Origin of the sequence: Paenibacillus sp. M2, from assembly GCF_046713495.1 — a bacterium.
Lineage (GTDB): Bacteria > Bacillota > Bacilli > Paenibacillales > Paenibacillaceae > Paenibacillus > Paenibacillus amylolyticus_B.
In genome coordinates this window covers 5,855,683-5,877,134 of sequence record NZ_CP169648.1, presented here as the reverse complement: position 1 = coordinate 5,877,134, position 21,452 = coordinate 5,855,683, and the positions used below count along the sequence as shown (strand labels likewise).

At 47.5% G+C, this 21,452-nt stretch carries 21 protein-coding genes and 1 tRNA gene; 18 read left to right on the top strand and 4 right to left on the bottom strand.

What is annotated here, in order from left to right; genetic code table 11:
- Positions 1–168: 168 nt before the first annotated feature.
- Positions 169–1,044, bottom strand: a complete 876-nt coding sequence (locus ACETMN_RS26940) for a DUF72 domain-containing protein (protein WP_411735374.1) — start codon at positions 1,042–1,044, stop codon at positions 169–171.
- A gap of 217 nt (positions 1,045–1,261) precedes the next feature.
- Between ACETMN_RS26940 and ACETMN_RS26935 the strand changes: the two genes are divergently transcribed.
- The 5 genes from ACETMN_RS26935 (at position 1,262) to ACETMN_RS26915 (ending at position 5,357) form a co-directional block, all read left to right on the top strand.
- Entirely contained in the window at positions 1,262–2,005 is a 744-nt protein-coding gene (locus tag ACETMN_RS26935) for a class I SAM-dependent methyltransferase (protein ID WP_105601159.1), read from the top strand.
- Positions 2,006–2,032: 27 nt separating this feature from the next.
- Positions 2,033–3,016: an MBL fold metallo-hydrolase gene (locus tag ACETMN_RS26930; protein WP_411735373.1), complete on the top strand. Its 984-nt coding sequence runs from the start codon at positions 2,033–2,035 to the stop codon at positions 3,014–3,016.
- Between the two features lie 199 nt (positions 3,017–3,215).
- Positions 3,216–3,632 carry a hypothetical protein gene (locus tag ACETMN_RS26925; protein WP_411735372.1) on the top strand — a complete coding sequence of 139 codons (417 nt, stop codon included), beginning with the start codon at positions 3,216–3,218 and terminating at the stop codon, positions 3,630–3,632.
- Positions 3,629–4,672 carry an FAD:protein FMN transferase gene (locus ACETMN_RS26920; protein WP_411735371.1) on the top strand — a complete coding sequence of 348 codons (1,044 nt, stop codon included), beginning with the start codon at positions 3,629–3,631 and terminating at the stop codon, positions 4,670–4,672. The genes ACETMN_RS26925 and ACETMN_RS26920 overlap by 4 nt, the downstream gene beginning before the upstream one ends.
- 31 nt (positions 4,673–4,703) lie before the next feature.
- Positions 4,704–5,357, top strand: a complete 654-nt coding sequence (locus tag ACETMN_RS26915) for a ferric reductase-like transmembrane domain-containing protein (protein ID WP_411735370.1) — start codon at positions 4,704–4,706, stop codon at positions 5,355–5,357.
- Between the two features lie 158 nt (positions 5,358–5,515).
- Here the strand turns inward: ACETMN_RS26915 and ACETMN_RS26910 are convergent, their stop codons facing one another.
- Positions 5,516–6,082, bottom strand: coding sequence for a phosphatidylglycerophosphatase A (locus ACETMN_RS26910; protein WP_091011842.1), 567 nt, complete (start codon positions 6,080–6,082; stop codon positions 5,516–5,518).
- Positions 6,083–6,274: 192 nt separating this feature from the next.
- Here ACETMN_RS26910 and ACETMN_RS26905 point away from each other — a divergent pair, with 192 nt between their 5' ends.
- The 9 genes from ACETMN_RS26905 to ACETMN_RS26865 all read left to right on the top strand — a co-directional run bounded on the left by ACETMN_RS26905 (position 6,275) and on the right by ACETMN_RS26865 (position 16,505).
- Positions 6,275–7,330, top strand: a complete 1,056-nt coding sequence (locus ACETMN_RS26905) for a GerMN domain-containing protein (protein WP_091011844.1) — start codon at positions 6,275–6,277, stop codon at positions 7,328–7,330.
- Positions 7,331–7,448: 118 nt separating this feature from the next.
- Positions 7,449–8,204 (top strand): ribonuclease PH, encoded by a 756-nt coding sequence (gene rph, locus ACETMN_RS26900; RefSeq protein ID WP_017692572.1) that lies wholly within the window; start codon positions 7,449–7,451, stop codon positions 8,202–8,204.
- A 1-nt stretch (position 8,205) separates the two neighbouring features.
- Positions 8,206–8,829 carry an XTP/dITP diphosphatase gene (locus tag ACETMN_RS26895; RefSeq protein ID WP_091011846.1) on the top strand — a complete coding sequence of 208 codons (624 nt, stop codon included), beginning with the start codon at positions 8,206–8,208 and terminating at the stop codon, positions 8,827–8,829.
- A gap of 358 nt (positions 8,830–9,187) precedes the next feature.
- Positions 9,188–10,030 carry an STM4015 family protein gene (locus ACETMN_RS26890; protein WP_091011848.1) on the top strand — a complete coding sequence of 281 codons (843 nt, stop codon included), beginning with the start codon at positions 9,188–9,190 and terminating at the stop codon, positions 10,028–10,030.
- A gap of 3 nt (positions 10,031–10,033) precedes the next feature.
- Entirely contained in the window at positions 10,034–11,305 is a 1,272-nt protein-coding gene (locus tag ACETMN_RS26885) for an STM4014 family protein (RefSeq protein WP_411735369.1), read from the top strand.
- The gene (locus ACETMN_RS26880; protein ID WP_091011849.1) at positions 11,298–12,083 is read left to right on the top strand and encodes an STM4013/SEN3800 family hydrolase; all 786 of its coding nucleotides are present in this window, start codon (positions 11,298–11,300) and stop codon (positions 12,081–12,083) included. Before ACETMN_RS26885 ends, ACETMN_RS26880 begins: the two co-directional genes overlap by 8 nt.
- Positions 12,084–12,148: 65 nt before the next feature.
- A complete protein-coding gene (locus ACETMN_RS26875) occupies positions 12,149–13,540 on the top strand; it encodes an STM4012 family radical SAM protein (protein ID WP_411735368.1) in 1,392 nt (463 codons plus the stop codon).
- Entirely contained in the window at positions 13,537–14,397 is an 861-nt protein-coding gene (locus ACETMN_RS26870) for a radical SAM protein (protein WP_210109908.1), read from the top strand. Before ACETMN_RS26875 ends, ACETMN_RS26870 begins: the two co-directional genes overlap by 4 nt.
- Positions 14,398–14,807: 410 nt before the next feature.
- A complete protein-coding gene (locus tag ACETMN_RS26865; RefSeq protein WP_411735367.1) occupies positions 14,808–16,505 on the top strand; it encodes a methyl-accepting chemotaxis protein in 1,698 nt (565 codons plus the stop codon).
- Positions 16,506–16,650: 145 nt separating this feature from the next.
- On the opposite strand, the gene asnB is transcribed toward ACETMN_RS26865, so the two are convergent.
- Positions 16,651–18,495 carry an asparagine synthase (glutamine-hydrolyzing) gene (asnB, locus tag ACETMN_RS26860; RefSeq protein WP_091011855.1) on the bottom strand — a complete coding sequence of 615 codons (1,845 nt, stop codon included), beginning with the start codon at positions 18,493–18,495 and terminating at the stop codon, positions 16,651–16,653.
- Positions 18,496–18,687: 192 nt separating this feature from the next.
- Between asnB and ACETMN_RS26855 the strand changes: the two genes are divergently transcribed.
- Positions 18,688–18,987: a hypothetical protein gene (locus ACETMN_RS26855; RefSeq protein ID WP_017692581.1), complete on the top strand. Its 300-nt coding sequence runs from the start codon at positions 18,688–18,690 to the stop codon at positions 18,985–18,987.
- A 31-nt stretch (positions 18,988–19,018) separates the two neighbouring features.
- A complete protein-coding gene (locus tag ACETMN_RS26850; protein WP_091011857.1) occupies positions 19,019–19,375 on the top strand; it encodes a hypothetical protein in 357 nt (118 codons plus the stop codon).
- A 177-nt stretch (positions 19,376–19,552) separates the two neighbouring features.
- On the opposite strand, the gene ACETMN_RS26845 is transcribed toward ACETMN_RS26850, so the two are convergent.
- Positions 19,553–19,846, bottom strand: coding sequence for a DUF4870 domain-containing protein (locus ACETMN_RS26845; RefSeq protein ID WP_017692583.1), 294 nt, complete (start codon positions 19,844–19,846; stop codon positions 19,553–19,555).
- A gap of 292 nt (positions 19,847–20,138) precedes the next feature.
- Between ACETMN_RS26845 and ACETMN_RS26840 the strand changes: the two genes are divergently transcribed.
- Both ACETMN_RS26840 and ACETMN_RS26835 read left to right on the top strand, forming a co-directional pair.
- Positions 20,139–20,212, top strand: a tRNA-Arg gene (locus tag ACETMN_RS26840).
- Positions 20,213–20,632: 420 nt separating this feature from the next.
- Positions 20,633–21,403, top strand: a complete 771-nt coding sequence (locus ACETMN_RS26835) for a class I SAM-dependent methyltransferase (RefSeq protein WP_411735366.1) — start codon at positions 20,633–20,635, stop codon at positions 21,401–21,403.
- The last annotated feature ends 49 nt before the right edge of the window (positions 21,404–21,452 follow it).

Genomic DNA, 21,452 nt, shown 5'->3' with positions numbered 1-21,452 from the left:
TATGTGGATAGCCTTCTATTAGGTAGATTACCAGCTAAAGAAAGCGGCAATGCCCTCAGGCTTGCCGCTTTTTAGTGTTATTCCAATCCCGAATTTGATAGCATGATAACAATGATAAATACACTTACCTTCACCTAATAATATGAATAACTCTGTTTTTAGCATACATTAAAATAACTCCAGCTGCTCCGGTCCTTCTTCCTGTTCTGGTTCAGTACGGTCAGGAAAAGGCTTCACCGGCTGGTCCAGCAGGTCCATCATCATCTGGGCATTCGCCGCTGCATCGCCACCGGAGTTGTTGTTGAAAATAACATAGACATCCTTGCTCTGCTCCTGCAATTGCTCCAGATAATCTCTCCACTCCAACAACTCTTCCTTGTTGTAACGGTACAGGTAACGGGTCTCGCGCCAATTGGGCGCACCATTCTGATGCCAGCCTGACACGTTGCGTCCGTGCATGCGAACCAGTGTCATCTCCGAATCCGTGGCCTCTGGCACGATAGGAATGGAACCTAAACCCGCCTGAGGTTCGTCACAGACACTATGAATCCAGCCTTGCTCCTTCATGAACGAAAGCGTCCGCTCGCGCATGCCATCTTCATACCAGCTGCGATGACGGAATTCGAGTGCACATGGAATACCTTCCATTCTGAGTTTCACTTCACGAAGCTCTTTGACGTTGTCCTTATTGCACTCAAACCAAGGTGGATATTGAAACAAGGCTGCCTGCATCTTGCCAGCTTCAATGACGGGTTCCAGTGATTCCCGAAAAGCCTTATACATCTCCGACGTGCTGGTGAAGTAGGGTTTGCCTCGCAGATGTCCGGTCATTCCCTGATAGGCTTTGATGATAAAAGCAAAGGATTCGGGCGTCTCTGCAGCCCACCGTGCCATTCGATCCCGGGGTTGAACGGCGTAGAAGGAACTATCCACCTCCACGGTGGAGAAGTATTGTCCGTATAGACTGAGCTTGTCTTTGGCTTTGGTACGGTTTGGATAGAGATCTTCCTGATCCCCCCATCCGGTAAGTCCGATGTGAATCATAAGAACACCTCCTGTTGCTTATAATTAACCGATTTGCAGGCATATGTCTAACATTATATCGTGTGCATTTTGGCTGTTCAATGTCGGAAAATCACTGGGATTTTTTGAGTTTGCAGAATAAAGACGGTACAATACATTAAAGCTAGGGGAAATGATCAGGCTTGTACATAGCGTACTACAGATAGAGAGCCAGTGACCAAGTGGAGGGCGAGATTGGATGACGGAATGGTATGAAAAGAGTTTTGGAGAAGATTACCTTCTCGTATACAAGCACCGGGATGTGCAGGGTGCCCATCAGGAAGTACATAAAATGATCAATTGGTTGAAGCTTGAGCCTAATGCTGAAGTATTAGATCTATGCTGCGGTATGGGACGGCACTCCATGGCACTTGCTGATGCAGGATTGCGAGTGACCGGAGTTGATCTGTCCGATGTGCTTTTACGCGAAGCGCGTCTAATGGACACTGAACACCGAGTATCGTGGTGTCTTGCGGACATGCGTGAACTCCCACTGAAAGGTGGCTTTGATGCCGTAGTCAATCTGTTTACATCGTTTGGTTATTTCCTGGAGGACGGAGAACAACTGAAAGTATTACGTGCCATTCATCGCATGCTTCGCCCGGGTGGCAGCTATATTATTGATTTTATGAATACGGCTTATGTGACTCGTCATCTGGTGCCGCACTCCGTCCGAGAGGATGAAGGACAGCGGATTGAGGAGTTCCGCAAGATTGAGGATGGGTTTGTGCAAAAGGAAATTCGTATTACGGATACCGCATCCGGACATGAACCGCGGGTATATCAGGAGCGTGTGAAGTTGTACACACGGGATCAACTGAGTCAGATGTTAAGTGCCGCCGGACTCCGGGTAGACCAGGTACATGGCGGCTATGATGAAGAGAAATATGACGAGCAGACTTCTCCACGCATGATTTTTGTGGGTCGTCGTCCTGTGGAGTGAACAGGGACAGTCTGGAAGGGGGATAACATGAAGCGCACAGAAGAGATGCCCATGACAGAGGGCATACACCGGGTCAAGATCAGCATGTCGTTTCCCTTAAGATGGGTGAACAGTTATGTGTTGTCTGAACCGGATGGAACGATCACTATCATAGATCCGGGACCGCGTAATTCGCAGACGGAACAGGAGTGGGAAGAAGCGCTGGCAGATCTCGGCCTGACCTTTAGCGATATTCATCAAATTGTGCTGACCCACCATCACCCGGACCACCTTGGGTTGTCGGGATGGATACAACAGATGACGGGTGCACCCGTTCGCATGTCCACACGTTCTCGCCAAGAGGCTGATTATATGTGGGGATCTGATTCGCGCATTAATACAATCTTACCTGATTATTATGGTTGTCACGGTATGCCGGAAGACAAGACTGAGCAGATACATGAACATATGAAGGCATTTACTTCGCAGATCACACCACTTCCGAAGGTGACTCCCATTGAAGACGGTGAGTGGATCGATATGGGCGGGAAACGTTGGGTTGCTGTGGAGACGGGTGGGCATGCCCCAGGCCATTTATCCTTTTATGCGCCGGAGTCGATGGAGATTCTGTGCGGAGATGCCGTTTTGCCACAGATTTCACCGAATATCAGTCTGCAACCCGGCAGTGACCCTCAGCCATTATTGTCTTATATGGAAGGATTGGAACGTCTTGGGGAGCTGAACGTCAAGCATGCGTATCCGGGACATCGGAATCCTTTTTCCACATTTAACGAACGGACCGTCCAACTGCTCGTACACCATGAAGAACGACTTCAGAAGCTGGCAGAGCGAATTCAGGAGTCATCAGCGAATGCGTATGACATCTGTGTACACATGTTTGGCAATCGGCTTGGTACCCATCAACTAAGGTTTGCCATGAGTGAGACGTTGGCTCATTTGCAGGAGTTAATTCGGCGCGAAGTAGTGAAGCAAGAGCAGCAACCGGATGGCACGTTCTATTTTCAAATCTAAATGGAATAATTGATATCGATATGAAATGATAATGCGATCTTATATAGGGACTCGGGACAGGAAACTCACCTGTTCGGGGTCTTTTTAGCCTCTCTTAACGGTTCATTCATCTATTTTTAAGCCAGCGCGCTTATCATACATCTATGAACTTCGCTAGGGCGTGTCTTGAGACACACCCTAAAGAAAGCAGGGAAGAGCGATGACCAGAAGAAAACGGAATCAATGGAGAAAATGGCAAGCTTCAGCGGCAGCAACGTTGACTGTGGCTGCACTCTTTCAATATGTAAGAACTTCGGATGCCTTTGATGTGGCCTATGCAGCAGCAAATGGCACAGATACAAGTGTTACTGCTTCAAGCCAGGTGGATACGCATGATGATGTGATGGACGAATGGATCAGCAGTACAACGGACAGCAACAACTGGAACACGCAGGACAATGACAATAATGATAGTCAATATAATGGAACAACCGATAGCACACAAGCAGCTCGGCCAGATCAGAGCGTGAGTAACAAGGATAATTATTCAGATTCTCAGCGTATCGGGCAAAATAACCAGGGTACAGACCCCGGATACAGCAGTGGCAACTATCAGTCACGTACAGGTGCATCATGAGCCGCACGGAGCAAGTCGCTCGTCCGCTCCGATTTCAATTCCGTGCGATGAACACAGATGTTGAAGTGCAACTGTCCGCTGGGCGGGAAGAAGCTGAACATGCAACCACCGTGGTCAAGAATTGGTTTGAGACGCAGGAGCAGCGCTTCAGCCGATTTGTGGCAGACAGTGAACTGAATCGTCTGAATCATGCAACCGGATGGATACCCATCTCCGCTGCGATGGATGAAGTGCTGAGTCTGGCCTATGGATATATTGGTCTGACTGAAGGAATTTTCCAACCGGGTATCTCGCAGGCTCTTCAGGCTTCGGGATATGATATAAGCTTCGAGAAGGTGCAACAACGACAACTGCAACGTCCGCTGCTTCAACGCATTTTGCGAACAAGAACAACTGACAGTTCAGGAATGATGGAGGATCGGCATGATCACAGTCGTCCGGGATGGATTCAGCGGGAAGGTAGCCGGATGGTTCATCTGGACCCTGGAGCTGAGTTGGATCTGGGAGGGATCGTTAAGGGATGGGCGGTGGAGCGCATTGCGGACTGGTTGCAGCGAACATTGCATATCCCGGCGGGTTTAATTAACGCGGGTGGAGATATTCAGGTATGGGGTACACCGGACTATCCCCAGTGGACCTTTAAAGTAGCAGACCCTTTGCAAGGCCAGGGGGATGCGTCAGGTACGGTTCGCTTACAGCGAGGAGCTGTTGCCACTTCGGGTATTTCCCGCAGACAATGGCAGAATACGGATGGAAGCTTTGCACACCACCTCATTGACCCCCGGACGATGGAGTCGGCAGATACGGACGTATTGCAGTGTACCGTTATGGGACAGCATGCTTCGCAATGCGAGATCATTGCCAAGACGGTATGCATTCTGGGAAGTGCCGAAGCCGTGGGCTGGTTAAACCGACATTACGATCGGCATGACGTCCTGTGGATGACACGGGATGGGAGCATTTATTTTAGAGGGAATACGGATACGCTCGTTGAGCATTGGCCGGGTTTTGATCCGGATCATCGCTTCAGTCTGATCTAGGAAAAGTCTAACAGATATGGGGGAGTCGGTTATGGCACAATGGATTGTAGATTACCTGCCGACGTGGAATATCATTCGAATTAGTGGAATTGCTGCTTATGTGCTGCTCTTTGCCGGTGTGTTTCTGGGAATTGCGCAAGGGATGCCTATGGCCAAAGGCAAACCAAAAGCAGACATGTTCAAATGGCATACTCGAACGACCTGGCTCGCCTTCGGACTTGGACTCGTGCACGCATTAACGTTATATATTGATCACTATAGCCCGTTTACCTGGGGCGAACTTCTGATTCCTTTTACCGCCTCCGTGCATCCGATCGGCAGTGGTCTGGGAACGTTAGCCTTCTACGGATTAGTGATTGTCCTGTTATCCAGTGATCTGCGGAACAAGCTGGGCCGTAAATGGTGGTTCATGTTCCACATGTTGTCCTATCCGGTGTTCATTGGTCTGCTGGTTCACGGCATGGTGACGGGCACAGATTCTGGTAATATTATCATGCGGATGATGTATGTATTTACCGGACTCAGCATCGTTGGCATCACTGTGCTGCGTGGCATGTTGCGAGAGCGCAAAGGCCCGGAAATCACGATTGGACCGAAACGGGCTACATCTGGTTCACCTACCGAGCAGAATTGGGTTGAAGATTTTGGTTTGGTGGGAACAGTACGACCTAAACATCTGAAATAATAACATGTGGATCATCAAAAAGTATCTTACACATGCAAAAAAGCGGCCATCAGGCCGCTTTTTCCATGAATAGTTATTTTATTAAACAGTTATTTCAAGAAGCGTCCTTACACATGTTCAATGTTCCACATGGCATCAGACATGAAACGAGTTACGCATTATACCGTGTCATCACTGACAGGTTTTTCTCCCAGTGCTTCTTCAAGCTCGGATTGTTTGCGATGGGCGATCCGACTGCTCGCTGCCGATGCAATCGCACCGACAATATCATCGAAGAACGTGTGGACAGGGCCCAGGCTCTTGTCATTCAGACGTTCAAGCACCCCTGGTTTCAGCTTGTCCACATAACCATAATTCGTAAATCCAATGCTGCCATATACATTGACGATGGAGAATGCCAAAATCTCATCCACGCCATACAGTCCTTCATCGTTCTCAATCATCTCCTGCAAAGGAGATATGAGCTGCCCCTGTTCTGCCAAAATATCGAGCTGAATCCCGGTCAGAACAGCGTTCTGTACCTCACGTTTACGGAGAACCATCTCCACATTTTCAATACATTCTTCCATCGTAAGACCTGGATAATATTTTTGCTGCAATAACATGACCAGTTCTGCGATCTCAGGGATCGTGACGCCCCGCTTATGCAGCCATTCCCTAGTTGCCTCCGCCACCTTGCGGCTATTCAGGCTGTAAGGGATTTTTTCTTGCTCAGGATGTTCCATGGGCGATTCCTCCTCTGAAGTTAGCAATGTCCCTACTCTTGCTTCCTAATACGTATTAACCTGTTTTACGTTTCTTTAAGATCATAGAATTTATAAGTTTTCAGCGAAGCTGTTATCTTTTAGTTATTTTTTGGACAAAGGCTCGTATACATGGTAGTACAAACTGTAAAAATGATGAGGGGGAACGTGATCATGAGAAAGATCCAGTCTTTGCGTACGGTATCGGCAGCAGCGCTGCTGAGTATTCCTATGGTATTGTCAGGCTGCGGCATGTTTGGAGCACAGTCTTCCGAAGCTGTTGATCCACCACCGCCCATCCAGGAAGCAGCTATGATTCAAGCGGCCGAAGGGAATGGAGCACTCGCAATGCTCCCGTTAACGACGGTATATCTGCAAGACCAGCAGGGGCTGCTCGCTCCGGTATCCCTGACACTTCCTTCTGGAACAGACGCCAGCAGTCCAAAGACAGCACTGGATACACTTGTCACAGGCGGGGCCTATGCGGGTATGTTGCCTGAAGGATTCCAGGGTGTTCTCCCGCAGGGAACGGTTGTGCAGAATGTAACGATTCACGCGGATGACAAGCTGGCGGTTGTTGAGTTTTCGGGTAATTTTGCCAAGTATGATGCGAAGGAAGAACGGAAAATGCTAGAAGCTGTCACGTGGACATTGACGGGAACGCCTGATGTGGAGAATGTGCAGATCTGGGTAGATGGCAAAAAGTTAACGCAAATGCCGGTGAACAGCACCCCGTTGCCTGAACCGCTGAATCGGGCTGTGGGAATCAATCTGGATCTGGGTGAAACGTTTGTGACGAACAGCAGCCCGGTAACGGTTTATTTCTCCGCTGCTTCGCCGGCAGGCATCCAATATTATGTTCCGGTGACACGTCTGGTTACACCTGGTGAAGATCGGGTGCAGGCAGCATTGAATGAACTGATCAAGGGACCTGACAAAGGTGGCGAATTGGAAGAGGTCATGACAGGCGGAACAGAGCTGCAATCGGTCAAAACGGCAGAGGATGGCACGGTAACGGTTGCCTTGAAAGATGATATGTTTGCCGAAGGGGATATTGTGCCAAGCGAGCTGTTACAGTCTGTCGTATTAACTACTGCGGAGAACACAGCCAGCAAGGATGCCAAAGTGCAGATCGAATGGAATGGCCAAAAAACGGTCATGGGTGACGACAACCGGGATTACAGTGCGCCGGTTTCCAAGCCTGAATATATCAACGAAATTCCGATTTAATGAGCAAGGAATGCTTAAGGATGCTTTTAATCGAACTCTTTGGTAAAATATAAGGGATTCGTAAAAATGTTAACAAGCTCAACATTACAGGATGCTTAAGTCGTAGGAGGCAGAAAATATGAGATCAAACGGACGAACCAGCGAACAGCTGCGCCCGCTGAATTTAACAGTGAACACGAATAAATACGCCGAGGGCTCTGTACTGATTGAAGTTGGAGATACAAAGGTGATCTGTACAGCTACAGTGGAGGAACGTGTTCCTCCCTTTATGAAAGGGCAAGGAAAAGGCTGGGTAACAGCTGAATATTCCATGTTGCCACGTGCAACACATACTCGGAACCAACGTGAAGCCAATCGCGGGAAATTAACTGGACGCACCATGGAAATCCAGCGTCTGATTGGTCGGGCACTGCGCTCGGTAGTTAATCTGCAGGCTCTTGGTGAGCGTACGATTACGCTGGATTGTGATGTTATTCAAGCTGACGGAGGCACACGCACAACGTCCATTACCGGTGCGTTTGTAGCGCTGGCGCTTGCCGTGAACAAGATCTCTCAACAGCACAAACTGCAAGTGTTCCCGATTACGGATTTCATTGCCGCAGTAAGTGTGGGCGTTGTGGGTGAACAGCCTGTACTGGATTTGAACTATGATGAAGATTCCAAAGCCAAGGTAGACATGAACCTGGTGATGACAGGCGGCGGTAAATACGTCGAGCTTCAGGGAACAGGTGAGGAAGCTCCATTTGATCGCCGGGAGCTAAACGCGATGTTGGAACTTGGTGAGCAGGGAATTCTGGAGATGATCGAGCGTCAAAAAGAAGTGCTCGGCCCGATTGCGCTCAAGATTGGCGCGCGTGGATTAGGGGAAGCGTAAGATGAGTTTGGACAGCCCAATCCTCATTGTTGCTACCCGCAATGCGGGTAAAGTCCGTGAATTCGCTCATGCTTTCGCACCGCTTGGCAAAGAGGTCAAGAGCATGTTTGACTATCCGGAGCTGCCGGATGTGGTGGAAGATGGCGTAACGTTTGCGGAAAATGCCTGGAAGAAAGCCAAGGCAGTAGGCGACGCGCTTGGTTTGCCCGTACTGGCAGACGATTCTGGACTCTGCGTAGATCTGTTGGACGGGGAGCCCGGAGTTTATTCAGCGAGATATGCAGGCGAAGGAGCAACGGATGCACAGAACAATGCGAAGTTGCTGGAGACGCTGGAATCGTTGAAATCCGGTGAGGACACCGAGCAGCCGCTCTTAAGTCCGGCTCGATTCGTCTGCGCATTGGTACTGTACGACCCGACAACAGGTGATAAATATGAATCGGAAGGCACTGCGGAAGGCTGGATTACAGCTGAAGCTGCGGGTGCTGGCGGTTTTGGATATGACCCACTGTTCTATGTACCTGAATACGAAATGACAATGGCAGAGCTGACGCTGGAGCAAAAGCAGGCGATTAGCCACCGTGGTCATGCGCTGAGAGCGCTTGTATCCAGACTTGAAGGCTAAGAATAAACAAAACATCTTGATTTCTTGATTTAACTTCATGATACGTGAACATCAAAGCGTTAATGGAAGGAGAGAAGCATTCCGATGGGATGGTTCATCCGCCATTAACGCTTTTTGTATGAAATAAAGTATTTGATCGGGTTTGGTGATAGTCCATCCATATACCTAATTGAAGTTAGCTATTTCTGCGACTACACATCAGAACACATGTTCTTATACCTACATAAAAATTAGTTTACGTTGCACGATTGGGAATCTCATTGGGACTGGAGTTGGAAGAAGTTGCAAGCCTTGTGTGGTATGGGTTAACATTCAAACTAACGAATCACATATGAACCTTAAACGGAGGGATCTACTCATGCAAGAAGTGAAGCTTGTTGTATCTTACGATGATTATGAGGACGGCATTCGTATGGAAAAGTTAATTAAGGAACTGGCAGCTAAACCGGAGGCCAGCTCATTGGAAAGTCTGGTCATCGGAGATTGGGGACAGGCTTATGAAAATTCGCCTGATGAGTTCATGAGTACGCTCGTCGAGTCGGCTCCAAGTTTTCCGTCATTGAAGAAACTGTTTATTGGAGATATGGGATTCGAAGAATGTGAAGTATCGTGGATTATCCAGACCAATCTCACACCGCTGTTAGGTGCCTTTCCAGAATTAAAATCATTCTCTGTAATGGGCAGTAGCGGCCTCAGTCTGGAACCACTCCAGCATGCCAAGCTTGAAGAATTGATTATTATTTGTGGTGGTCTGCCGAAAGAAGTGTTATCTTCAATCACCCATGCCAAGTTGCCTGAATTGCGTAAACTGGAACTGTACCTGGGTGTGGATAATTATGGTTTCAATGGATCACTTGAAGATGTACTCCCTTTGCTAGAAAAAGGATTATTTCCAAAGCTGGTTTACTTGGGTCTGAAAGACAGTGAAATTCAGGATGAGATTGCAAAAGCAGCAGCTGAAGCACCTATTCTGGATCAACTTGAAGTACTGGATCTATCGCAAGGGACGTTGTCCGATGAAGGGGCCGAGGTGTTGCTTGCCAGTGACAAGATCAAGAAACTGAAACATCTTGATCTAAGTTACCATTACATGACCAATGAAATGATCAGTCGCTGGAACCAATCCGGTATATCTGTAGATGTTAGCGACCAGCAACAGAGTGATGAGGATGACTGGCGCTATCCATCGTTAACAGAATAGTCGATGTCAGGCGTAAAGGAAATGAATGAGAATCTGCATCAACCAATAGATGTACCTGATTTAACGCAAGATCAGCCCTTTTTATTGATCGGAAACCCTGATAACCGACGAACACAGGGGCTGCAAGAGGCTAGGCATAGATTGGGTTTGAAACCTGCGGTTGTACTGCCCTATGCTCAATTGCTCCAGAATTGGAGGCACGGACGAACCATCGCTGATACAGTAGATTCCAATCTGCCCGTACCCCTGATTCGAATAGATGCTCCTGGAGAGGATTGGAAAGTGGAATGTGAGCTACTGTTCCTTGGAGCTATGAACGATACGTCACCGTCAACATTAACGGGTGAAATGGGAGCAGAAGCATTTTCCGCAGAACAGGCACTCGCGCTGGAACAGCAGTGGGGAAGAATATACGCTCCTGCCCAGTGGTTCCGTGGCTGGAAAGCATGTCTGGATCGAATCGGCCGTGAGTCTCGGAAAATATGGCCTGAAGTCCGATTCTTGAATGATCCCGCCGATATCCAATTGATGTTTGACAAGAGAACATGTCAGCAGCATCTATCTTCTCATGGGGTTCAGGTACCTCCTACGCTCCAGTCTTCACAGCCGATTCGAAGTTACACCGACTTGCGTACAGCTATGCAATATGCCGGTATGAACCGTGTATTTGTAAAGCTCGCAAGTGGCTCCGGGGCTTCAGGAGTTGTAGCCTATCAAGTCAATCCCCGAACGGGTGATGAGATCGCTGTAACAACGATGGGGATGGAACAGATACAGGGCAAGACGATTTTCTTCAATGAAGGACGTCTACGCAAGTATACCCGCGGTGAAGAGATTGCTACGCTGATGAACTGGTTATGTGCAGAAGGTGCACAGATTGAACGGTGGATGCCCAAAGCCACGCTTGATCAGCGGGCCTATGATATTCGCCAACTGGTTGCGGGTGGACAGGCAGGCCATTCGATTATGCGACTTAGTCGTACCCCTATAACCAATCTGCATCTGCGCAATGAACGTATGTTGCCTGCTGAAGCTGGTCTGGATGAACACCGGATGTCGCTGGTTCGGACGGCAGCGCAAGCAGCTATGTCTGCATTTCCCAACTCATGGTCAGCCGGGATTGATGTGATGCTTACTAGTGGTTCGAACCCGCATGCCTATGTACTGGATGTGAATCCGTTTGGAGATCTGTTATATAGGGTTGAGCATCATGGCCTAGGAACCTATGAGTGGGAGATGGAACTTTTACGAAAGGAGCCTATTCAACATGCCTGATATGAACACCATTGTGGGCTCCCATGATCTATTGATGATTACGCTGGATACGTTACGATATGACGTAGCCAAGCTGGAAGAGGCGAATTGTCCCAATCTGTGTGGTTCGGGTCCATGGGAGAAGCGTCATACCCCGGGTAGTTTTACATATGCAGCGCACCACGCCTTTTTTGGTGGTTTTATGCCCACTCCTGCCAATACGGATAAGGCATCTCATGTAAGATTGTTCCATTCCCGGAATACCGGACTCAAGACACATCCGCATACCTGGCTGTTTGATACACCGGATATCGTATCCGGGTTCGCAGCTGAAGGTTACCGTACCATCTGTATTGGTGGCGTCATTTTTTTTACGAAAAAAAACCCGCTTGCGAAAGTATTGCCCGGTTATTTCCAACACAGCTATTGGCGAATGAACTTTGGGGTAACCAACCCCAAATCGACAGAACATCAGGTACAGCATGCATTGAAGCTGCTTGAACAGACGCCGCCGGATGAAAAGATATTTATGTTTTTGAACGTGTCGGCCATTCATGGTCCCAATAAATACTTTGTAGAAGGTGCCAAGGAGGACTCTGTGGAGACTCAGCGGGCTGCACTTCGATATGTAGATGAGGCACTTGGGCCATTGTTCGAGGCGATAAGGAAACGTTCTCGGCCTGCCTTTTGTTTAGCTTTTTCCGATCATGGTACAGCTTACGGTGAAGACGGGTATCAAGGACACCGGCTTGCACATGATGTCGTCTGGACGGTGCCATACCGTGAATTTTTAGTATAGAACGTATTACTCTTAAACGTGTTAATCTTATGATGATGATAACAACCGGAGACAGGAGGAGACCGATGGACAATCATTCTCAACCCATGACAACAGGCCATTCCGATCAGTCCGGATCCAATACAACGATTACAGGTCTTCGTGAAGTACTCGAATTCCCTTATCGTTCGTATCTGTACTCATACCCGCACAAGACCGCATATCGGGAGCTTGACCCACCACTGCCGCTGGGGCCAATGTGGGAACGAGAAAATACCGATACATATTTTTTATATATGCACATTCCCTTTTGTGCTGCACGTTGCGGATTCTGTAATCTGTTCACCCTGCCGGATCGACGGGATGATACGCATGAACGTTATGTGGATGCGCTGGAACGTCAGGCGAAGCAGTGGGCACCCATTACATCTCGAAGACCGTATTCCCGGTTTGCGATTGGTGGAGGAACGCCTACATTATTAAATGAGGTTCAGTTGAATCGTCTGTTTGATATTGCCGAACATGTGATGGGACTAGACCCTTCGCAAGCATCGATTTCGGTGGAAACGTCGCCGGATACCGTTACGGACGCCAAGCTGGCCATTATGAAGGAGCGAAGTGTGGATCGTATTAGTATGGGTATCCAGAGTTTCATTGAAACTGAAGCATCTGCCATCTATCGTCCACAAAAACCGCAGGAAGTTGAACTAGCGCTTGAGAAGCTTACTAGGTATGATTTCCCATTGTTAAATCTGGATCTGATCTATGGTTTGCCGAGTCAAACGGTGGAATCGTGGATCTATTCATTGGAAAGAGTTCTGGCCTATGAACCGGGCGAGATCTTTATCTATCCCTTGTACACACGGGAAAATACAATCGTGAAGCCTGAAGATATTCGCCGTCAGGGACCTGACATTCGGATGGAGCTGTATATAGCTGCACGTGAGACATTGAAAAGCAAAGGTTATGTGCAATATTCGATGCGCAGATTTGCCAAGGAACAGTCGTCCTCCAAAGTGCTCTTGCCTTATAGCTGTCAGGAGGAGGGCATGGTTGGTCTGGGATGTGGTGCACGCTCTTATACGAGTGAAGTACACTATGCATCCAAATACGGCGTGAGTTACAAGGCCACACAGAGCATCATTGCCGATTATGTGGCGACTGAGCGCTACGATGTGGCGGATTATGGTATCGTGTTAAGCCGTGAGGAACAGAGACGCCGCTTTATTCTGAAAGCCTTGCTGCATCGGGAGGGATTGATGTTGTCTGACTACCAACAGCGCTTTGGTACCGATGTGATGTCCGACTATGTCTGGTTGGCTGAACTGTTGACAGAGGGCGTGGCGGAGTTGGAGAGCGATGAGGACAAGCAGGTGCTGCGTCTGACAGAAGAAGGACTAGGTTACTCCGATGCGATTGGAGATTGGCTTATATCTGCCGAAATTCGTGAACAGATGGAAGGGTTTGTTTTCTCATGAGAGCGACTTTGTATTATCGGGGGAAGTTGTCTTCCTGTAATTACGACTGTCCATACTGCCCTTTTAGCAAAACCGTGGATTCCAAAGAGACGTTGGAAGTGGATGAACAACAATTGCGTCAATTTGTGAATTGGGTCAGGGAGCAAGAGCGTGCCGGGCATCAATTTTCGTTATTCTTCAATCCCTACGGTGAAGCTTTGGTGCGTCGTTGGTACCGGGAAGCGATGGTTGAGCTGTCACATATGCCACATGTGGATAAAGTTGCAATTCAAACCAACCTGTCCGTCAAACTGGATTGGGCGAGAGAGCTGGATGCGAATAAAGCAGCCTTTTGGGCGACGTATCATCCTCGTGAGACAAAAGAGGCTTCTTTTGTAAAACAATGTCTGACCTTGCGTCAGATGGGACTTGCTTTTAGTGTCGGTACTGTCGGACTCCGTAGTGCTTTCCCCGCAATCGAGTCCATGAGACAGGCTTTGCCGGATGATGTGTATATGTGGGTAAATGCCTTCAAAGATCGGCCCAAGTATTACACGCCGGAAGAGGTTCAATTTTTACGTGGGCTTGATCCGCTTTTTGAAGGAAATCTGCAGGATTATGAGAGCTTGGGCAAACGTTGTGCTGCCGGTTCCGAAGTATTTTATGTACAAGGGTCAGGGCATGTGAAGCGGTGTTACAAGGATCGTCGAATCATTGGACATCTGTATCGCGATGGTCTGCAGGCTTTGGCCGCGGATCGGCCTTGTCGTATGAAAAAATGTGGCTGTTACATCGGTTATATCCATATGGAGGATTCCCCGTTCAGAGAAACGTTTGGCAGCGGGCTGCTTGAACGCAATCCGGTATTGATTCGTTGACCGGCATTTCATATTTAGCTATTCCACTGGGGAGCTGGATTATGTTTATTTGTTTCTAAACCACATATCAGCGTAACTTCAAACGCATCTTTTAGTATAGGCAAGATCAGACCTTTGGTTTGGACTTGCCTACTGGAAGGTGTTTTTTTGTTTTACCGGACTAGAGTTAGTGTTTGTGTACATTTTTAAAAGGGACTTGACAATTTCGAAAAATAATATTTTAAGTTTATGATTCAAATTTCATATTTTTTGGGTTAGTATGAATAGGAAAAAAGACCCTGTTATGAATAGTATTTGTACATATAATCACGAATTATATTTTTAATTGGGTCTAAAGTCTTAATTAAATTAAAAGGAGGGTGGATGTAGGAAGCATCATGCACGTTATCTGAACTTTCGGGGGAGTACACATGAAAAAAATCTCAATTAGCCGTAAATTACTTATGGGTTTCTCATCTGTGCTGTTATTATTGGTGGCTATAACGGTTATAACATATACGCAGTTTATAGCCGTTGAGAAAACGTATACAGAATTAATTAGTGATAGAACAAGCAAACTATTGCTCATTAAAAATATGTCGATTGATCTTAAATCACAGCAGATTGCTTTGAGAAATTATATTTTGGAAGACAGTGCAGAGAACGAACAGGCATTTAATAAAGCTTATGAAGATTACATAGCGTTAAATGAAGAATTAAAATCAACAGTTTCAAGTTCAAAGATGAAAGATTACCTTTCACGCTCAGATGAAGCGATGAGCCGATATTATGAACTTGCGCAGCAGATTATGACATTGACAAGACAGGGGAATAACAGTGAAATCTCAAGATTACTGAAGGACACAGCCCCAAGTTTGATCTCTGAATTTGAAGGCATTGTGGAAGGCATGGAAACGCATCAACAAGATGCCATGAACTCAGGCGTTGTGGAGGCTAATCTTCAGATTGTGCAAGTCCTTAGGTGGATTGCAATTATTGGAGTGGCTTCTCTTCTCATCGGGGCACTTGTGGCGTATGTCATTGGCAGAATGATATCCTTGCCTGTTGCTGCTGTTGCCCAATCCGCGAGCCGGATTGCAGCCGGAGATCTGACTGGTGAGCCTATTGTGGTCCGTAACAAGGATGAGATTGGTGATCTCGCCCAAGCCTTTAATATCATGTCTGCCAATTTGCGTACACTCATTCATCAGGTAGGAGACAGTGCAGAACGGGTAGCTGCCTCTTCAGAGGAGTTGACGGCAAGCACCGAACAGACAGCAACCGCCACAGAGCAAGTGGCCATCACAATGGGTGAGATTGCAACAGGTATGGATACACAGGTTCGAATGGCGAGTGATGGATTCCAGACGATGAATGAGTTGACGACAGGCTTTCAACAAGTTACGGAGAACACACTCCATATGTCTGAAGAAGCTACCAAAGTCTCCGTAAAAACAATATCGGGTAGCGAGTCAGTTCAGTCTGCGATAGGTCAAATGAATTCTATACAAGGGACGGTGTCGAATCTGTCGGTCGTGATCCAGGAACTGAGCAGGCACTCTCAGGATATTGTGAAAATGGTGGACAGCATCTCGGAAATATCAGCACAGACGAATCTCCTATCCCTTAATGCCGCTATTGAGGCTGCACGAGCTGGCGAACAGGGAAGAGGGTTTCAGGTTGTTGCTACAGAGGTTCGGAAGCTGTCTGAGCAGTCTGCGCTTTCTGCTAATCAAATTGTTCCGTTGGTGGCATCGATTGAGAAGGGAATGCGAAATGCTGCTGAATCTATGGTGGCTGTATCCGCAGAGGTTCAAGAGGGGATTGCACTTGTTCACCAAGCGGGAGCCACATTTGATGAAATTCGTGAGGCGGTTGGAAGCGTAGCGGGGCAAACACAGGAAGTCTCTGCTTCAATTGAGCAAATGTCAACAGGTGTAGAACAGATTAATAGGTCTATGAAAACAATCATGGAAGTGACCGAAACGGGGGCCGCCGGAACAGAAGAAGTGAGTGCATCTTCAGAGGAGCAGTTGTCTGCGATGCAGGAGATCGCTTCCGCAGCCACTGATCTCTCCTTGATGGCAGAACAGTTGCAACAGACCGTCAGTCGTTTCAAAGTGCAATAAAATGAGATGAGTGGAATGTGGATAAGAATGAGCGCATACGTACAGAGATTCTTATAAAAAAGTAATAAAAGGGTGTCCAAACACAGTAGTTAGTGTTTGGGCACCCTTAAATAATTCATCATGCTGAATCAATGCATACATGATCTTAACGAATAGCGACTTTATATGTCCGCAACCAGGTATTGATCTGAGTCAGATAAGCAAATAACTGGGGACCCGACATCAACTGTCCGAACCAGGGGAGATTGGAAGCTGCATCTGGTGAAGACGCAAGATTCCGGATCTGAGCTTTGTCAATCAAAGGCAAAATAGGTGATGTGGGATCATCCAGGATATCAAGTACCTGTTGTTTGACCGCGGCCAGATATTGCGGATTATGTGTTTTCGGGTACGGACTCTTTTTGCGATATAACACATCGTCAGGCAGGACACCTTCGAGTGCTTTACGCAGAATACCTTTTTCCCGCCCGCCGGTTATTTTCATTTCCCAAGGGATGTTAAACACATACTGGATCAGACGATGGTCACAGTAAGGTACCCGCACTTCCAGTCCTGCCCCCATGCTCATCCGGTCTTTGCGATCCAGAAGTGTAGGCATGAAACGGGTAATGTTTAGGTAGGACATCACCCGCATTTGTGCAGCTTTACCTGTTTCCCCATCCAACAGAGGCACTTCAGCCACTGCATCCGAATAGCGGTCTGCCAAATAATCGAGTGGCCGAATCCATTCCCGAATATCCGGGGATAACAACGCTGCTCGCATATCAGGCGCTACAGACCACGGAAACGTACCGGAGTTCAGCATATCTTCTCGATGGAACCAGGGGTAGCCGCCAAATACTTCATCCGCTGCTTCGCCTGAGATGGCAACGGTGGCCCCTTTTTTAATTTCTTTACAGAACAAATAGAGCGAGGAATCTACATCCGCCATACCTGGCAGATCCCTTACTAACATGGCCTGTGTTAGTGCATGAACCAGTTCTCCGTTCTCAATCTCAATCCAGTGATGATCGGTCTTGAGTTCATCCACCATTCGCTTAATCCAGGGTCCATCTGCACCCGGCTGAAAGGAATGCGCCTGGAAATGCTTGGCGTTATCCACATAATCGACAGAATACGTACTGATTTGGCCTTGCCCGGTCCGATTGTAATAATCCACGGCTAATGCAGACAAGGCGCTGGAGTCCAGTCCTCCTGATAAAAGAGAGCATACCGGAACATCCGAAGCCAACTGGCGCTCCAGTGTATCTTGCAAGAGAGAGCGTACCTCGGCTGCCGTCTCTTCCAGGTTATGTTCGTGGTTCTGGCTTTCCAGTTTCCAATAGGCATAGGTTCGGATCCCGTTTCGGTTATAGATCAGCGCGTGAGCAGGCTTGAGTTCGCTCAGTGAAGAGTATACGCCGTGTCCTGGTGTCCGTGCAGGCCCTACGATAAACACTTCGGCCAATCCTTCCGGGCCAACAGCGGCTTCCACATCCGGGTGAATGAGCAGAGCTTTGGGCTCTGAACCAAATACGAGTGTGTCTTTGTTATTACTGTAGAAAAGAGGTTTAACGCCAAGGCGATCTCGTGCGATAAAAACCTGTTCGCGTCCCCCATCCCATATGGCAAAAGCAAAAATACCGTTAAACCGGTCAACACATGCCGGTCCCCACTCAATATAAGAGGCGAGCAACACTTCCGTATCACATTGCGTGCGGAACTGATGCCCCCGCTGGAGCAATTCCTTTTTCAACTCGGGTGCATTGTATAGTTCTCCGTTATACACGACGGTATAGGAGGTATCTCCCTGTAACGCATGCATGGGCTGTGCGCCGTTCTCGGGGTCCATTACACTAAGACGCCGATGTCCAAAGGCACAAGGATTGGAGATCCATGTACCTGAAGCGTCGGGCCCCCGGTTCGACAAGCTATCCGTCATACGGACCAGCAGCTCTGATTCCTGGGTCAAATCCCGATTCCACTGTATGAAGCCGGTAATACCGCACATGGTTTGTTCATCCTTTCTTGGTCGAGTCATTCATCCGTATGGCTGCTTAGTTACTGGCAACCAGCAAATGTTGTCTTTTCGTCAGAGGTCGTAACAAATATATGCCGAAAGCAGGCATAAAATGTCTGTCCTCTTCGGAAACTAGTTCTAGGGACAACGGCCTCAACATGCCTGTGAAGGAGAGAACATGCAATGGACAGTATGAAGTATTATGTGTCTGTCATGGGCCGCTCCGTTATTCCGGATCCGTCGGTAACATCGTATGAATGGATCATTCAGGCAACGCCGCAGGAAGCGGAGCAATTACTGGGACTGCTGAGCCTCATGCAGGAAAAGGAGGAAGAAGCCTTTCCTGGCATGGTATTCCCATGGCCAGATACACCGGAGGAGTCCGTAAACCGAGCGTATGAAACGGTATTACAACAGGTGTATCGAGAGATCTACCGATTGGGCACACCAGAGACACGATACCAGATTGAACAAAGTACATGATAAGCACAAAGGAAAAGGAGCGCGATAACGAATGTATGTCATTCAAGATGCCAAAATACGCAGATTAACCGAGGTGGATGGATTGTCTTGTGCAGAGGTTGAAGTGCAGCCTGGAAATGCCGGAGATCCGTCGTTACTTGTATACGTGGCTTCAACCCAGCCCGGAAATTCGCTGGAAGTTGTTCGGATTGTACGCAATCACTCCGATTCGGCGATCGACTGGTATAACAATAATATGCATACTGCGTTTGAAGAGGCGACAGAAGCCGCATTTGAGAACAGCGAAGGTATGACAGTAGAAGAAGATAAAGCTCGGTTTCAAAGTGAGTTGTTTTCCTTTGGTTTGCTTGGTCCAACACTTCAACGTTATCTGATCGGGCAGGCTTAACAGGTAACGCTCCAGCAATACATGTGGTGTTAGCGGGATAGAGTTCAATGTTGAGCTATATGTAGATGTGACCTGTTGCTGTTGCCGGTTGTTCTGACTGTATCTGTAACTGGAAAAACCCGCCGTTGTTGAACGGCGGGTTTTGTTATGCGATGGTCAAATCAGGTGGAGATGTGATCAAGCATACTCGCGCAGTACTTGAATCCCTTTAACCACATTGTACACAAAGCTTAATCCGTAGATCACAAAGAATAGAATGACAAACCCGACGGCGGAACCCAGACTATGCGCAGTTACGAAGAAATAAAATAACGGAATGGCGGCGAGAAAGGGGAATACATGTGAGAATAAGGCGCGTTTTGCATGTCCCTCAATGTAATCATCCTTGGCAACAATCCATATAATGATCGGAAACAGGAACGGGGCAAAGAAAATACTGAAATAGGATAGGGCTGATAAAAGCTGTCTCATGACGATTCTCTCCTTCAATGGATCATTGAAATGTATGTATGCAAAAGATTACCCAGCAATTCTGACATTGAAAATGTCTGATGTTAATCTTACTCTAAATGTCCCAATCTCCTCAATATAACCTGGTTCAAGCTATCATATTCTCAAAGGGGCTGGAGTATGAGAATAATACGGTAAAGTACATGTTTGAACCGGTGTTGAAGTATAATTATTAATTTTTTTATAAAACTATTGAAAAATATAGAAATCAGAGTATAATAAGAACCGCGCCGAAAATTTATTATACATATTTGTCTCAGTAGCTCAGCTGGATAGAGCAACGCCCTTCTAAGGCGTCGGTCGGGGGTTCGAATCCCTCCTGGGACGTAAAAAAAGAAAACTTCCTTCGGGAAGTTTTTTTTGCGTTCAAGGGAAGAGAACCCCAATGGTTCGTCGGAGCATCTGCTTCGTTAGCACTACATCGCAGTCTCGACTGGAAGGAGAGTATCCCTCCTGGGACGTAAAAAAAGAAAACTTCCTTCGGGAAGTTTTTTTTTGCGTTCAGGGGAAGAGAACCCCAATGGTTCGTCGGAGCATCTGCTTCGTTAGCACTACATCGCAGTCTCGACTGGAAGGAGAGTATCCCTCCTGGGACGTATTAAAAGAAGCTTCCTTCGGGAAGTTTTTGCGTTCAGAGGAAGTGTTCTATTGGTTATACCTATAAACAATATAGAATCTATATATTTAAAGAATAAACAATTCTATGCCACAATGAGGATATCAATAACGAAAGCGACGGTGGTATCCATGAAATCATTAAATCAATGGCAAGCAGACGAATATGATAACAAACTGGCTTTTGTGTCGGGATATGGCAAAAATCTGATCTCGTGGCTTCAACCCCAAAAAGGGGAATACATCCTTGATCTGGGTTGCGGGACGGGGGATTTGACGCATGAAATTTCTCTGACCGAAGCTGAAGTTATTGGCATGGACGCATCGCCAGACATGATTCGCCGTGCGAGGGAGAAATTCCCTGAACTTGAGTTCGTGGAAGGAGACGGTCATCAGTTTGAGGCGAAAAGACTGTATGATGCCGTTTTCTCCAATGCAGCCCTGCACTGGATGCGAAGTCCGCGATTAGTGGTGGATAGTATATGGAAATCTTTGAAGCCCGGAGGGCGTTTTGTCGCAGAATTTGGTGGTAAAGGGAACGTGCAGACCATTGTGAATGCATTAGAGCAGGTTATGGAGCGAAACACGGGCATTCGTGCATCGGAACGTAATCCTTGGTATTTTCCGTCGATCGGAGAATATAGCCATATTTTAGAGCAACGTGGATTTGTGGTGAGACAGGCATATCACTACGACCGTCCTACCAGACTGGCAGATGGTGAGCAGGGTATAGTAGGCTGGTTGGCTCATTTTGGAGGCGACTATTTTGCAGGTCTCAGTCATGAAGAGATACAACAAATATGCAAGGAAACCAGTCAGATCGTGAAGCCTCACCTTTGGAAAGATGATGCTCTGTATGCCGATTACAAACGTCTGCGTATTGAAGCCGTGAAGCCAGAATAAGTAAAAATTTATGACGTGCAGCAATTTTTATCGATGTTAAACGAATTAT